The sequence below is a fragment of the Paenalcaligenes sp. Me131 genome (assembly GCF_050487225.1).
Taxonomy (GTDB): domain Bacteria; phylum Pseudomonadota; class Gammaproteobacteria; order Burkholderiales; family Burkholderiaceae_B; genus Paenalcaligenes.
In genome coordinates this window covers 596,005-611,124 of sequence record NZ_JBKQGY010000003.1, presented here as the reverse complement: position 1 = coordinate 611,124, position 15,120 = coordinate 596,005, and the positions used below count along the sequence as shown (strand labels likewise).

Annotated in this window: 11 protein-coding genes; 6 read left to right on the top strand and 5 right to left on the bottom strand. The window is 52.8% G+C overall.

Features of this window, described 5'->3' with window-relative positions; all coding sequences use genetic code 11:
• Nucleotides 1-2: 2 nt before the first annotated feature.
• Together ACLPHM_RS14495 and ACLPHM_RS14490 are read right to left on the bottom strand one after the other, a co-directional pair.
• Nucleotides 3-989, bottom strand: a complete 987-nt coding sequence (locus ACLPHM_RS14495) for an ABC transporter permease (protein ID WP_430221930.1) — start codon at nucleotides 987-989, stop codon at nucleotides 3-5.
• A 69-nt stretch (nucleotides 990-1,058) separates the two neighbouring features.
• Nucleotides 1,059-2,633, bottom strand: a complete 1,575-nt coding sequence (locus ACLPHM_RS14490; RefSeq protein ID WP_430221929.1) for an ABC transporter substrate-binding protein — start codon at nucleotides 2,631-2,633, stop codon at nucleotides 1,059-1,061.
• 125 nt (nucleotides 2,634-2,758) lie between these two features.
• On the opposite strand from ACLPHM_RS14490, the gene dinB reads away from it, so the two are divergent.
• From dinB to ACLPHM_RS14460, 6 genes are all read left to right on the top strand, one after another.
• The gene (dinB, locus tag ACLPHM_RS14485; RefSeq protein WP_430221928.1) at nucleotides 2,759-3,937 is read left to right on the top strand and encodes a DNA polymerase IV; all 1,179 of its coding nucleotides are present in this window, start codon (nucleotides 2,759-2,761) and stop codon (nucleotides 3,935-3,937) included.
• Between the two features lie 224 nt (nucleotides 3,938-4,161).
• Nucleotides 4,162-5,355, top strand: coding sequence for an acetylornithine transaminase (locus tag ACLPHM_RS14480; protein WP_430221927.1), 1,194 nt, complete (start codon nucleotides 4,162-4,164; stop codon nucleotides 5,353-5,355).
• Nucleotides 5,356-5,686: 331 nt separating this feature from the next.
• Nucleotides 5,687-6,577: a sulfate reduction electron transfer complex DsrMKJOP subunit DsrO gene (dsrO, locus tag ACLPHM_RS14475; RefSeq protein ID WP_430221926.1), complete on the top strand. Its 891-nt coding sequence runs from the start codon at nucleotides 5,687-5,689 to the stop codon at nucleotides 6,575-6,577.
• Nucleotides 6,578-6,592: 15 nt separating this feature from the next.
• Complete coding sequence (gene nrfD / locus ACLPHM_RS14470; RefSeq protein ID WP_430221925.1) at nucleotides 6,593-7,681, top strand: NrfD/PsrC family molybdoenzyme membrane anchor subunit; 1,089 nt, start codon at nucleotides 6,593-6,595, stop codon at nucleotides 7,679-7,681.
• Between the two features lie 17 nt (nucleotides 7,682-7,698).
• Nucleotides 7,699-10,782, top strand: coding sequence for a molybdopterin dinucleotide binding domain-containing protein (locus ACLPHM_RS14465; protein WP_430221924.1), 3,084 nt, complete (start codon nucleotides 7,699-7,701; stop codon nucleotides 10,780-10,782).
• Between the two features lie 157 nt (nucleotides 10,783-10,939).
• On the top strand, nucleotides 10,940-11,311 hold the full coding sequence (locus tag ACLPHM_RS14460) for a DUF4168 domain-containing protein (RefSeq protein WP_430221923.1): 372 nt from the start codon (nucleotides 10,940-10,942) through the stop codon (nucleotides 11,309-11,311).
• Nucleotides 11,312-11,334: 23 nt separating this feature from the next.
• On the opposite strand, the gene ACLPHM_RS14455 is transcribed toward ACLPHM_RS14460, so the two are convergent.
• The 3 genes from ACLPHM_RS14455 to ACLPHM_RS14445 all read right to left on the bottom strand — a co-directional run bounded on the left by ACLPHM_RS14455 (nucleotide 11,335) and on the right by ACLPHM_RS14445 (nucleotide 14,929).
• On the bottom strand, nucleotides 11,335-12,006 hold the full coding sequence (locus ACLPHM_RS14455; RefSeq protein WP_430221922.1) for a response regulator transcription factor: 672 nt from the start codon (nucleotides 12,004-12,006) through the stop codon (nucleotides 11,335-11,337).
• Nucleotides 11,999-13,774 (bottom strand): sensor histidine kinase, encoded by a 1,776-nt coding sequence (locus ACLPHM_RS14450; protein ID WP_430221921.1) that lies wholly within the window; start codon nucleotides 13,772-13,774, stop codon nucleotides 11,999-12,001. The genes ACLPHM_RS14455 and ACLPHM_RS14450 overlap by 8 nt, the downstream gene beginning before the upstream one ends.
• A gap of 78 nt (nucleotides 13,775-13,852) precedes the next feature.
• Nucleotides 13,853-14,929 carry a tartrate dehydrogenase gene (locus ACLPHM_RS14445; protein ID WP_430221920.1) on the bottom strand — a complete coding sequence of 359 codons (1,077 nt, stop codon included), beginning with the start codon at nucleotides 14,927-14,929 and terminating at the stop codon, nucleotides 13,853-13,855.
• Nucleotides 14,930-15,120: the final 191 nt, after the last annotated feature.

Below are 15,120 nucleotides of genomic sequence, written 5' to 3'. Positions count from 1 at the left end.
GATTAGTGTCCCCCTGCTTTACCAAGGCCGCTGCGTAATCGGGGGTCTACCGCGAAATACAGTAAGTCCACTACCAAGTTGATGACCACAAAGACCAAGGCAATTAAGCACAGGTAGGCGGCCATCACGGGTACGTCGGCAAACTGTACAGCTTGAATGAACAACAAGCCCATGCCGGGCCATTGGAAAACGGTTTCGGTGACGATGGCAAAGGCGATGATGCCACCCAGTTGTAAGCCGGTAATGGTAATCACAGGCACTAAGGTGTTTTTCAGTGCATGCCCGAAGTGTATGGCGCGTTGGCTTAAGCCACGGGCACGGGCAAATTTGATGTAATCACTGCGCAGTACTTCCAGCATTTCTGAACGCACCAAGCGCAGTATCAAGGTGAGCTGGAACAAACAGAGTGTGATAGCGGGCAGGATCAGGTGTTTGATGCCATCCCAAGTTAGTAACCCGCTGCTCCACCAGCCGAAATACACCACCTCGCCCCGCCCATAACTGGGCAGCCAGCCTAGCTGTACCGAGAACACCAGTATCAGCAAAATACCGATCAAGAAGGTGGGCAGTGAGATACCTAGCAGCGAAAAGGCCAGAATGCTTTGAGCAATAAAACCGTTGCGGCGTAGTGCGGCATAAATGCCCAGCGGCAAGCCTATGACTAATGCCAGTACGGCAGCGACCACAGACAGTTCTACCGTGGCGGGAAGTCGGTCTTTAAGCAGTTCAGCGACGCTTTGCCCTTGGCGCAAGGACAACCCAAATTCACCGTGTACAGCGTTGGACACAAAATGCCCAAACTGCACCAAGGCAGATTGATCCAGCCCTAGGCTGTGGCGTAATGCAATGCGGTCGGCGTCGGTGGCATCTTGGCCCAGCATGGCTGTGACGGGATCACCGATATAGCGGAATAAAACAAAGGCCAGCAAGCTGACCACTAACATGACCAACACTGCCTGGATGAGGCGGCGGATAATGAATACCAGCATAATAAGCGGGTTGCGCCCGACCCTTGGTAAGAGTCAGGCGCAGTTCCTGTGATAATGGTCAGAGACCAATTATTGGATGGTGACCCATTGCGGTGTCAAACGGTTGTCGGCACGGTGGATCACGTCCACATTTTTGCCCATGGCCCAAGGGATCACTTGGTCATGCAGAGGGATATGACCGAATTCTTGAGCGTGAATTTTCAGCACTTCTTGAATTTGCGCCGTACGTTTGGCGTCGTCGGTTTCAACCTTAATGTTATCAATCAGCGCATCCACTTCAGCGTTTTTGTAGCCACCAAAGTTAAAGGAGCCATCTGCGCCCTCGCCTTTGCTGTGAATCAGACTTTGCAGTGTGTACAGCGCGTCAAAGGTAGGTACGCCCCAGCCGAACATGTAGGCGCTGGTGTCGGCGTTTTGTATTTTGGGCATGTAGGTGGCACGCGGCATGGTGTTCAAGGAGGCTTTCACACCCGCTTTGGCCCACATACCAACAATGGCTTGGCAGATTGCTTCGTCATTGATGTAACGGTTGTTTGGGCAATCCAGCGTAAAGCTGAGTTCGTTTGGCCCATAACCGGCTTCTGTCAGCAAGGTTTTGGCGCGCTCTAGGTCGTAAGGTACGCGTTCAGCCAAGGAGGCATCGTAACCGTGCACTTGTGGTGCAATCATGGTGCCGGTAGGCAGCGATGAACCACGCATAACAGCACGTTTAATCGCGTCCATATCAATGGCGACGTACAGGGCTTCACGTACGCGAGCATCGGCAAAGGGGTTCTTGCCTTTAACAGAACTGTATTTGAGTTCTGGGCTGCTTTGATCCAAACCTAGGTAGATGGTGCGGTATTCGTTACCTTCTACAATCTTGGCTTGTTGACGCAAGCGCTGCAAATCTTGTGCGGGTGGGTCCAGTACAAAGTCCACTTCGCCAGACAGCAAGGCGGCGGTACGGGTAGCGTTTTGTTTGATAGGCGTGAAGACCACACGGGTGACGTTACCCGGTTTGGTGTCTTTGCCCCACCAGTTTTCGTTTTCTACGTAGGTAGTACGAATATCCACGTCACGGCTTTCTAGTTTGTAGGGGCCGGTACCGTTCGTGTTACGCGCCGAGAAAGTTTCTTGGTTGGCGTTAAAGTCTTGCGGCTGCTGCGCATTGTTTTTCTCAGCCCACGCTTTGTTCATGATGAACAGGTTGGTTAGCTGACGCAGCAAAATAGGGTTGGGGCCGTCGGTAATGATGTCTATGGTGTAGTCATCTACCTTTTTCACTTCTTTAATGCCGTTGACATAGGCTTTGTAGTTAGAGGTGGGGGCCATGGCGCGTTCTAGCGAGAACTTCGCATCATCGGCGGTAAAGGGGGCACCATCGTGAAAGGTCACGCCCTCACGCAATTTTAGACGCCATGTTTGGTCGTCTGGCTGCTCCCAGCTTACAGCTAGGCCGGGTACCAAGTTAAAATCTTTGTCGTAGTCCACCAAAGGTTCGTACACATAGCTGCTGGCAGCAATGGTCATACCTTCGTTTTGAGCGTGTGGATCTAACGTAAGAATGTCGCCTTGGCTTGCCCAGCGCAAGGTTTTAGCATTCAACGCAACGGGGGCCAACATCAGTGCGGCCAGTGCGGAAATCAGTATTTTTTGACGCATTTTTGGTGTGTCTCCTGACAGTTTGCTGACAGATGGAATGCGGCAATAGTGCCTTAGCCTATATATCAACGTCAACGTTTATTATGGCTTAACCAAATAACCAGTTATTTGATGTACCGTAAAAGATGAGTAGCCTAAAACGCATAGCCCACCTGGATATGGATGCATTTTATGCATCCGTAGAATTGTTGCGCTATCCGGATTTGCGTGGAGAGGCGGTGGTGATTGGCGGGCGTAGTGCCGATGCTCCTATCACTCTACCATCGGGTGAGCGACGGTATGCCCGACTAGGGGATTACACCGGTAGAGGGGTAGTCACCACGTCTACTTACGAAGCACGGGCGTTTGGGGTGTTTTCGGCGATGGGCTTGATGAAAGCGGCAGAACTAGCACCGCACGCCTATTTGCTGCCCTCGGACTTCGACGCCTACCGGCGTTATTCCGCTTTATTCAAAGCGGCTGTGGCGACGGTATCAGACCGTATAGAAAACCGGGGTATAGACGAGATCTACATAGATCTGAGCCATTTGCCTGAAGACAGTGCAACCTTGGCGCAGCGCCTTAAAGATAAGGTGTGGGAAGCCACCGGTCTTACCTGTTCTATAGGCATCACACCTAATAAGCTGCTGTCTAAAATTGCCTCAGAATTAAACAAGCCTAATGGCTACACCATTCTGAGCATGGACGATGTGCAAGGTCGTATTTGGCCTTTGGCCGTTAATAAGATCAACGGGGTAGGCCCCAAAGCACATATCAAGCTACAAGAGTTAGATATACATACTATAGGTGAGCTGGCGGCGACGCCCCCTGCTCTGTTACAGCAGCACTTTGGTTTAAGTTATGCACAGTGGTTAAGTCGAGTGGCGCAAGGTCAGGATGAACGCGAGCTAGACCTTAGCCCCGAGCCTAAGTCTATTAGCCGTGAAACTACCTTTGAGCGCAATTTGCACGTGCGCCAAGATAAGCAGACCTTATCGGCGGTATTTAAGCGCTTGTGCCAACAGCTAGAAGCCGATTTACGGCGCAAAAAAGTGCGGGCACAAACCATAGGCATCAAAGTACGTTTTCATGACTTTAGTACGGTCACACGCGATCGCAGCGTAGAGATGCCGGTGGTGGATGCGGCAGAGATTCACGCGGTGGCGGGTCAGTGTTTGCGACGGGTGCCGTTTGATAAACCGGCGTTGCGTTTATTTGGAGTGAAAGCTAGCAATTTAGTCCCCGAAGACGAAGCAAGGCGCTGGGATGAAGCACCGCAACAATTGTCGTTGTTAGGCTGGGAAGACGAGCAAACTTCGTTTTAATGACCGTGGTGTGGCGCATGCGTAGCGTCTGTGTGCCACATAGGCGGCAAACACGCAGTTTCTCTTGCATTTCTGCGCTGTAGCGGTAAATTATATGCATACTTGCATGGTGCTTTTACCGTGCGCGCTAATGCCTTTGTTTACGTGAAACTAAACAAGGGCTTTTGTCCATTGTGGGTGCACGATTTCACCCACTACGTTTTTACCTTATAGGGTTTGCCGTTATGCAATTTGATCGGTCCGGTGCCAAGGCGCTTATGGATATTACAGCTCGCCCGGAGCTGGTTTTTGTTCGAGGTCAGGGTTCCTGGCTGGAAGACCATAATGGCAAACGATACCTGGATATGATTCAGGGTTGGGCAGTGAACGCGTTGGGTCACAGCCCTAAAGTGATCGTAGATGCGATGCACGAGCAAGCGCAGAAATTGATGAACCCCTCCCCTGCGTTTTACAACGAGCCTTCCATGGCGTTGGCAAAACGTTTGACCGCCGCATCGTGCTTTGATCGCGTGTTCTTTGCGAACAGCGGTGGCGAAGCTAACGAAGGCGCGATCAAATTGGCCCGTAAATGGGGCAAAGTGAACCGTAACGGTTCCTACAAAATCATTACTTTTGACCATGGTTTCCACGGCCGTACCATTGCGACTATGTCTGCATCCGGTAAAGAGGGTTGGGACACCATGTTCGCGCCTCAGGTAGACGGTTTCCCTAAAGCGATCCTGAACGATATTGACTCGGTTAAAGCACTGATCGACGACAAAACCGTGGCCGTGATGTTGGAGCCAGTACAAGGTGAAGGCGGTGTGATTGCTGCCACCAAAGAGTTCATGCAGCAGCTGCGTGCTCTGACCCGCGAAAACAATATGCTGTTGATCGTGGACGAAGTGCAAACAGGTATGGGCCGTACAGGCAAAATGTTTGCCTACCAGCATTCTGAGATCGAGCCTGACATCATGACCTTGGCTAAAGGCATTGGTGGCGGTATTCCGCTGGCAGCATTGTGTGCTACCGAGTCTGCATCGTGCTTCGCACATGGCGAGCAAGGCGGTACGTATGGTGGTAACCCTGTGATGGCGGCGGCTGGCTTGGCGGTATTTGATACCTTGGCAGCGCCTGGTTTTATGGAATCCGTACAAGCGCGTAGTAAACAACTGTCTGACGGCTTGAATGCGCTGAGCAAAAAATGGGGCATGAATGGCGAGCGCGGTATGGGCTTGCTGCGTGCGCTGAAAATGGATCGTCCTGACGGTGCAGCGATTGTGTTGGCTGCGCGTAACCGCGAACCACAAGGCATGTTGTTGAACGCGCCACGTCCAGAATTGCTGCGCTTTATGCCTGCATTGAACGTGACCGAAGACGAGTTGGCATTGGCCTTGTCTGAGCTGGATGCGATCATTACTGAAGTACGCAGTCGCTAAGCGCTAGGCCCGTTTAGGGCCTAATCCTTACTTTTTGTAGGGATAAGTGAACGCTATATAGTCAACTACATATTGAGCAGTATCAAGCTTTGCTCATTCTCATGCGTAGGCTGGCTAAGCACCCCAAAACCCTTAATACCTGATGGCTTATAGGCTTGAAAGGATTAAGGGTTTTCTATATAGGTACTTTCATCTACTAAGGTAGTGTTTAGTATCTATAGTTGGCGTAGGGGCCACCACTTACTCTGACCATAACGCACAGAACCGCACTGATTTTTACAATAAATCAAAACGTTGCGGAACGTGTACGCAATGATGTCAGGAGAGTTCTATGAGCCCTAGTCCAGAAGCCAACACCGGTGCTACACCGCGCCAGAGCATAATCCGTTTTTTCTCGCGCAAAGCCCGGGCAGAATCCCTGCAACCGGCTACTCAAGCCACTAGTGTGTCCACTTCAGGCTGCAAAGGGGCTGCGCTTTCCTGCGCGAGCCAAGCGTCGCAACCCGATGCAGGTAGACGCGCATTCTTGCGCGGTATTCCCGTGGTGACAGCCGCCGCAGTTGCCTTGCCCGCACCGGCAATGGCAGACGAGCAAAACAAACACCGTTGGGCCATGTTAGTAGACGTACGCAAGTGCATCGGCTGTCAGGCCTGTACGGTGTCCTGTATTCAGGAAAACGCCGTGCCTGAAGGCAGCTTCCGTACGGTGGTGTCCACCTATAGCGTGGCGCTAGAAGGTGAAGACCAACCTGCCGGCACCTACGTGCTGCCCCGATTGTGCAACCACTGTGATAACCCACCCTGTGTGCCGGTATGTCCGGTGGGTGCGACCTTCAAACAAGAAGATGGTTTGGTACTGGTAGACAGCGACCGCTGTGTGGGCTGTGCGTACTGTGTACAAGCCTGTCCTTACGATGCGCGTTTCATCAATCACAGCACGGGAAAGGCCGATAAATGCACCTTCTGTGCGCACCGACTCGAAGCCGGCTTGTTACCCGCCTGTGTGGAAACCTGTGTGGGCGGCGCCCGTATTTTTGGTGATCTGAATGATCCCGATGGCGAATTGAACCACTTGCTACAGGCATCCAAAGATGAACTGAAAGTGTTGAAACCTGAGGCGGGCACAGACCCACAGGTGTTTTACATAGGGCTGGATGAGAAATTCCAGGGCAAGGTAGTGGGTGAAGCTGCCTTGTGGAAACCTCGCCATACGTCCATCTAAGTTCTGGAGCCTGCTATGTATACCCAAATTGTAGAAACCATCAACGTTTCCCGCGAAGTGGCTTGGTTGCCCTGGGCGGTACAGTACTTCTTTCTGATTGGCCTGTCGTACTGCGGGTTCCTGCTGTCTTTGCCAGGAGTTATGTTCAAACGTCCCTCATGGAACGGGATTTCTAACTTAGCGTTAGCGGTGGCCGTGATCTGCGGTATTAGTGCTCCGGTAGCCTTGCTGGCGGACTTGCACCAACCCGGCCGTTTTTTGAATTTCTATCTGCACTTCAATCCTAAATCGTGGATGGCATGGGGGGCGGTATTTATCCCTGTGTATGTGGGTGGTTTGTTGCTGTATGGCTGGTTGGCATGGCGTCCGCTGTTGGCTAAAACGGGTGCGCAACCTACACGCTACGCTCCTATCGCCAGATGGTTGTCCTTAGGTGGCCATGAAAGCCGCGCCGCGCTGAAAATTGCTGCGGTGATCACGACCATCGGTGCGATCTTGGTAGCGCTGTACACCGGTGCTGAAGTGATGGTGGTAGCGTCTCGCCCACTGTGGAACACACCGTTATTGCCCGTGCAGTTTGTAGTGACCGCCATGGCTGGTGCGCTGGGTATGGTGCTGATTTTCAATCGCATGATGTCCAGACCTTCCCCCCTGATTGTGCAGAAAGCATCGCGCTGGTTGGCGGTTAGCCAGTTGTGTGCACTGTTGGTAGGTGCAGTGTGGTTGGCGATCGCGTTGAGCGGCTTGTCTCCCGTACACAGTGCGGCGTTGGCGGAAGTTGCACCCGCCGAAAACTGGCGCTTGGCGGCAGCATGGGCGGTATTGGCAACAGTGATTACCTTCTTGTTGGCATGGAAACGTCCCGGTTCTGGTTTGTTGATTGGTTTGTTGGCCCTGCACTCTACATGGATGATGCGCTGGAGTATTTTCATCGGCGGCCAAGAAGTGCCTAAAACCGGTGCAGGCTACTACAGCTACCAGTTGCCCTTGGGGCCAGAAGGATTGCTAGGCATTGTGGGTACAGCAGGTTTGTGGGTGTTTTTGTTCATCGCCCTGACCTCATTGCTGCCCTTGAATCAGTTGGGTAACACCCGTCAAGCCTGAATTGTTGGAGTACGAATATGAAAATAGAACGACGTGAACTCATTGCAGCAGGTGGCTTGGTCGCTTTTGTAGCCGGTTTTTCCCAGACTCTGGGGCGCATGGCCGATAGCGTATTGGGTAAGCCTACTGGCGAAAAACGATTGCACGGCCACTCTGCTGAGCCTGAATACATTGTTGACCAAAAAACAGGCGAAGTACGCCTGAACCCTAACCAGCAAGTGAGCTACACCGGCTGTTTGGGCTGTACTACTTTGTGTGGTGTACGGGTACGTGTAGATAAGCGCACGGGCGATGTGATTCGTGTGACTGGTAACCCGTATAACCCCTTGTCTACCGAACCTCACTTGCCTATGGATGTGAGCTTTAAAGACAGTTTGGTAGGGTTGTCACGCTTCAAAGACAAAGGTTTGGCAGGCCGCTCTACCGCCTGTGGTCGTGGTAATGCGGCGCTGGATCAGATTAACTCGCCCTTCCGCGTGCTGACCCCCATGAAACGTGTGGGGCCACGTAATAGCGGCCAGTGGGAAGCGATTTCCTTCGAGCAGTTGGTGCAAGAAGTGGTAGAAGGCGGCGATTTGTTTGGTGAAGGCCATGTGGATGGCTTGCGAGCGCTGCGCGATCTGGAAACTCCTATTGATCCTAACAACCCCGCATTGGGCGCTAAAGTTAACCAAGTTGGTCACATCGTGAGTGTGAACGATGGCCGTGACTTTTTGGCGCGCCGCTTCTGGCAGAACGCTTACGGTACTTTGAACTATGTAGGCCACGGTTCGTACTGTGGTGGTTCATGGCGTTCAGGCTCGGGGGCGTTGTTTGGTGATCACCGTGGTATGCCACACGCTAAACCTGACTTGGCGCACGCCGAGTTTGTGATCTTCATTGGTACGGCGCCGGGTAACGCGGGTAACCCGTTTAAACGTACTGGCGGGATGTTGGCACAAGGCCGTGCTGCGGGCCGCTTGGAGTACGTGGTGGTAGACCCAGTACTGAACAACTCGGACAACCGTGCTGCTGGTGATCAAGGCCGTTGGGTGCCGATTCGCCCCGGTACCGATGGTGCCTTGATATTGGGCATGATGCTCTGGTTGATGGAAAACGATAGGGTCAACAAAGCCTACTTGTCTAACCCCAGTATTGAAGTGGCAAAAGCCCATGGTGAGCCATCTTTCACGACGTCTAGTTGGCTGGTGATTACCGAGCCTAACCACCCACGTTATGGTCGCTATTTACGCGGCTCTAACATCGGTATGGATATTGGCGAGGCAGAAGCCTTTGGTGACGATGATCCGTACTTAGTGATGAATGCTGCCGGTGAACTGGTGCCAGTCAAAAACATGCAAGAGTCTGCACAGTTGGAAGTGCAAACAACGGTAGAGGCGGCTGGAAAACCGCTGCAAGTAAGTACCGCGTATGAGTTGCTGAAATCCGAGGTGTTCGCGCAGAACCTAGACACCTACGCCGAAGACTGCGGAATTGATGCTGAAGTCATCGCTGGTTTGGCAGATGAGTTTTCCAGCCATGGCCGTAAAGCCTGTGCTACGGCCCACGGTGGCATGATGTCTGGTGCGGGTTTCTACAATGCGTTCTCGGTGACTACCTTGAATGCCTTGATTGGTAACTTGAACTGGAAAGGCGGCTACGTCATGAACGGCGGCGGCTACCGCGATATGTCGCCCGGCCCGCGTTATGACTTGGTGAATTTCGACGGGAAAATCCAGCCCAAAGGTATTCCTCTGGGCCGTAATATTCCGTATGAGCGCACCGCTGAGTTCAAACGGAAAAAAGAACAAGGGCAGGCCTACCCAGCGCAAGACGGTTGGTTCCCTAGCGCCCCTGGGTTGGCTACCGAATGGTTCGCCAGTACCTTCCACGGCTACCCTTACAGCCTGAAAGCCATGATTATGTGGATGGCTAACCCGCTGTACGGTGTACCCGGTTTGCGTGAGCGTTTTGGTGACGATTTAGCTGATCCTAAAAAACTGCCTTTGATTGTGTCCATTGACGGGCTGATCAACGAAAGTAACGCCTTTGCTGACTACATCGTGCCAGACTCTATGATGTACGAAAGCTGGGGGTGGACATCGGCGTGGAACGGTGTGCCTACTAAGATGATGACGGCACGTTGGCCGGTGATAGAGCCTAAACAGGGCAAAACCGCCGATGGTCAGCCTATCTGTATGGAAAGCTTTGTGATGGCCTTGGCTAAAGCCATGGACTTGCCGGGTTTTGGCCCTGAAGGCTTGCGCGATAAAGATGGTAATGCTGTGCCACTGGAGCGTGCAGAAGACTGGTTCTTACGCGGTGCGGCCAACATTGCGTACTTGGGTGGCAAGGCTGTGGGCGATGCAACCGACGACGACATTGCGATGTCGGGCGTAGACCGTTTGATGCCAGCAATGAAAGCCTCGTTGAAAGACGATGAAATCCGCAAAGTGGCTTTGCTGTATAGCCGTGGTGGTCGATATGAGCCGCCTAGTGCCGCACAAGACACCGATAACGATGAGTGGCAGCGTCACCGCTTTAGCGACCCGTTGTGGGTGTGGAGCGAGCACGTAGGGGGTGCACGTAACGCCATCACCGGTAAGCATTTCTCGGGTTGTGCAACGTGGAAAGCACCTGCCTTCTTGGACGACACCCCAATGCGTACGGTGTACAGCGAAAGCGAATGGCCGCTGCTGTTGGTGAGCTATAAATCGGCACTGCAGAACTCCTACAGTATCGCAACACGTATCACTGGCTTGCACCCGCATAACCCTGTGGTGGTACACCCAGATGATGCCGCAAAACTGGGGCTACAAACCGGCGATAGCGCACGTTTGGAAACCCCTGGTGGGGTGATGCCTTGCACGGTGTTGGTGCATGCAGGTGTGATGCGGGGTGTAGTAGGTGTAGAGCACGGTTACGGTCACCGCGAATTGGGTGCACGTAGTCATACCATTGGTGGTGCAGCACAGCCGGATCGTTCTGATTTAGCCGCAGGGGTGAACATTAACGATTTAGGTATTGTGGACCCTACCCGTGCTAGCCGATCGCCTTGGGTAGATTCGGTATCTGGTGCCGCTGTACGTAACGGTTTACCGGGCCGACTGCTCAATGCTTAACGTTTAGCAACATGAAACGGGGTTGCAAAGCAGCCCCGTTTTGTGCGACAGTAAATTACACATGGCATCCCGATACAGGTTTACACACTAGGTTACTTGTAACACCTACCAAGGCTTGTCATGATGGTTACTCACGGACATTGATGAGGAGGTTCACATGGCACAAACCCTGAAAGCATTCTTGGCAGCGGCTGCGATTGCATTTGGACTATTCAGCCCGTACGCCATGGCACAGGGCTCACCTGCTGCAACTGGTACAGCCATCCCGGTGGTACAGCCTTCTGACGCCCAATTGCAGCGTTACGCGGACATTTACAAAGTCGTGGTTAAGGAAGCTGAGCCTTATCAATCTCGCTTTTCTGCAGCCAAGACCGATGAGGAGCGACAAGCTATCGTCATAGAGGCTGACCAACGTTTGGTCGATGTGGTGAAAGGCAAAGGCATGGAACTGGATGAGTACAACGGCATTAGCCTAGCTATCCAGCAAGATCCGGCACTACGCACTCGTGTAGAGGCCATGGTTAAGTAACCTGCGGATCTTACGTTTGCGCCTTAGTCTTCAGCGGCCGAGGGCATAATCTGATCTAATAAATCTGGGTCGGTCAGTAGCATTAAGTGGGCAAGTTCCGCTGCACTACTGACCGATGCCTTATCCATAATACGTTGACGGTGCACATGCACCGTTTTTTCACTGATACCCAAGCTGCGCGCCACCAATTTATTGGGTTGGCCTAGCGCTAGCAGTCGGGCCACTTCATATTCACGTTGCGATAAATTCGAAAGCGCCTCTTGGGCGGCCGCACGGCGTTCAGACGTACGGCGCAGATGACAGCCTTGGCGCACGGCATTTTCTACTGCATCCAGCAAGGCTTGGTCGCGGAATGGCTTTTCCATGAAATCACAGGCGCCACTTTTCATGGCTTGCACGGCGAGCTCTACGTCGCCATGCCCGGTGATAAACACAATGGGAATAGACCAACCGCGCGCATGTAAGCGTTGCTGCAAGTGCAGGCCGCTCATGACGGGCATACGTATATCCAAAACCAAACAGCCCAGATCAGTGGGCACTTCATCGTGTTCTTCCATGAAGGTGACGGCACTGTTGAAGTCGCGCACGTTCCAACCTACGGACTCCAGCAGGAACACGAGCGAGCGTCTAAACGCATCGTCATCGTCGATGAGGTAGATAGTGGATTCTTTGATGGTGGATTCTTTATCAGTCATGTGCGGGTAATAGTAACGTAAAGATCATTCCAGGCCCTTGTTCGGGTTTGGTGGCAGTGAGTTGGCCGCCGTGTGCTTCGGCAATACCAACGCAGATAGCCAAACCTAGGCCTAGCCCATTCTCTTTGGTCGTATAGAACGCGTCAAAGACATGTTGAATTGTGTCGCTTTGCAAACCATGCCCCCAGTCACGCACGGCGATGGACACCAAGTTATCGTGCAGGGTGACTTTGACCTGTAAAACGCGTTGATCAGCGGGCAAGTCTTGCATGGCATCCAGACCATTTTTCAGCAGATTCAGTAGCACTTGCTGTATTTGTAAGGGGTCGGCCTGTATGCAGGTTTCAGGGGGCAATTGGGCATCTAATACGATGGATGGTGGGGTGGACAGCATATTGCTGAACAGATCCAACGAGTCTTGTATCAGGCTGATGATAGGACGGTGTTCGCGTACAGGTGGGCGCTTACGAGCAAAAGAGCGCACGCGCCCCAAGATGCCAGCCGCTGTTTCGGCTTGGGTGACGATCTCACTGGCAGCTTGATTTAATGCATCAGGGTCTAGCCTGCCATTGGCCTGCCTACGCAGCAAACTTTGCCCGTAGTTAATGATGCCAGCTAGCGGTTGATTCAGTTCATGTGCCAAGTTGGCTGATAGCTCGCCCAAAATCGACAAGCGTGACATATGGTCGGCTTTTTCTTGGCTGGCTTGCATGCGTTCACGCATGGCCTCGCCTTCGGTGAGGGCATTTTGCAGCAATAACGTGCGCTTTTGGATGAGGTATTCCACACGCACGGTGTACACCAGCCAACCCAGTAGCACTAACAGGGCAAAGGCCAGAATGGGCCAGTAGCGCTCGGCCAAATGCTGCAGTGTGGGTTCGCGCAAGTATTGGTAGGGGCCGATTTTTAATTCTTTGAACATGTCGTGTACAGACTGGTAATCAGCCGGTACTGCCCACGATAGGCCTTGTTCATCCGTAGGCATTTGCAGCAGGGCGACGGCTACTGCACGAGCCAGTTTGGGGTTGGTATAACGTAGCGAGGCCAATGGCCAGTTGGGGTACAGCCGTGACGATACTGCACAGCCCAAAGCGGTAGTAGGCAGCGGAGACACCACACGGAATCGTTCTTGCCAGTTGGGCAGTGTTTCCAGCAAACAGCCACGTATAGCGCCTACATCGGCCTTGCCGCTTTCCACCGCCTGCCAAACCTTATCCATGGGCAAACCCGTGAACAGCAACTCCACATCAGTGTCAGGCTTCATGCCCAAGGCCTCTAGCTCGCGCCAGAGTACTTGATAGCTGGTGAAACCTTCTGGGGAGGTCGCGGCGAGTTTTTGTTTTTTGAGATCGAACAGGGTGTTTAAGTCACTGCGATCGGCGCGAGCAATGACGGTAGTCCCCAAAGAGTTTTCGGCTGAGGGGCGGCCACCTTGTTCTAGGGTAGCGATACGGCTGGCCCCTAGCAGGGTTTCCAGCGTCACATAATGACCTGGGTTGGTCAGAATAAAATCTACATCACCATTTTCAATCGCATGTTGCAGCGACTGGTGATCGCCCTGCTTTAAGATGAAATGGTATTCAGGCAGCGCTTGGTTGAGGTGATCAATGGTGGATTCCCACGTGTCTTGGGTGGCGTCTGAATCCCGGTAGGCCAGTACACCAATGCGTACATCTTGTACTGGCACAGCAAGGCTGTCGGACGCATAACCCAGTAGCAGGGTTAGGGTCAGACATAAGCCCAAAAAGCGGGACAGCAAGACAGTCATAAGACAGGGAAGCCAGTGCGCATAGGGTTTCTATGTTAGCGCATCGTGGCACCCTGCAAAACTTACGACTAACCCGAATTACAGCCTTTGGCAGATGGCTTCGCCCATTTCCGTGGTGCTAGCTGAGCCGCCTAGATCCGCTGTGCGTGGACCATTTTCCAGAGTGTGTTCAATTGCAGACAGAATCGCATCGTGCGCGGCGCGATAGTTGTCTTTACCATCCCCCAAAAAGTCCAGCATCAGCGCGCCAGACCAAATCATGCCAATGGGGTTAGCAATGTTTTGGCCATAAATATCGGGTGCGGAACCATGCACGGGTTCAAACAAGGATGGGAATTTGCGCTCGGGGTTTAGGTTGGCGGACGGGGCTAAACCGATGGTGCCAGTACATGCTGGGCCCAGGTCGGACAAAATATCGCCAAACAAGTTAGAGGCAACCACGACATCGAACTGTTCAGGCTTCAGCACGAAGCGTGCCGCCATAATGTCGATGTGGTGCTTGTCCCAACGTACATCGGGGTAGTCGGCAGCACGAGCGGCCACGCGTTCGTCCCAGTACGGCATGCTGATCGCCAAACCGTTGGATTTGGTTGCGGCGCTCAGGTGTTTAGCGGGACGGCTGCTGGCCACTTTAAAGGCGTAGTCCAGCACACGGTCTACGCCCGTACGAGTGAAGATGGATTCTTGAATCACCACTTCACGATCGGTGCCTTCAAAAATACGGCCACCTAAATTGGTGTATTCACCTTCGGTGTTTTCGCGCACGACCAAAAAGTCTATATCGCCCGGTTTTTTGTTGGCCAGAGGGCAAGGTACGCCCGGCATCAAACGCACAGGGCGCAGGTTGATGTATTGGTCAAAGCCTCTACGGAACTGCAGTAAAGAACCCCACAATGAAACATGGTCTGGCACCACATCGGGCCAGCCTACAGCACCGAAATAAATTGCATCAAAGGGCGCTAAGTGTTCAAACCAGTTCTCTGGCAACATTGTGCCGTGCTCTTGGTAATACTCGGCGCTGGACCAGTCCAAATGCTCGAACTCCAGCTCAATCCCATGTTGTCGTGCGGCGGCTTCTACCACTCGCAGCCCTTCGGGCATAACTTCTTTACCTATACCGTCTCCGGCAATGACGGCAATTTTATGAATGCGCATAGTTTGTCTCTGTAAAGGCTTTACTTGTTAGAACTGAAAGCCAGTATAGCGCCGGAAACTACACGCGGTTGCGCTGTGAACAGCGTGTCTGCTAGATGGGCAGCAAACTTGGGGAGGGCTGAGGGTATAATCGCAAATTGGGTCTTGATGTTGCGACCCTCATGGCTTTAGTGATCCTTTAAGAAGAACCT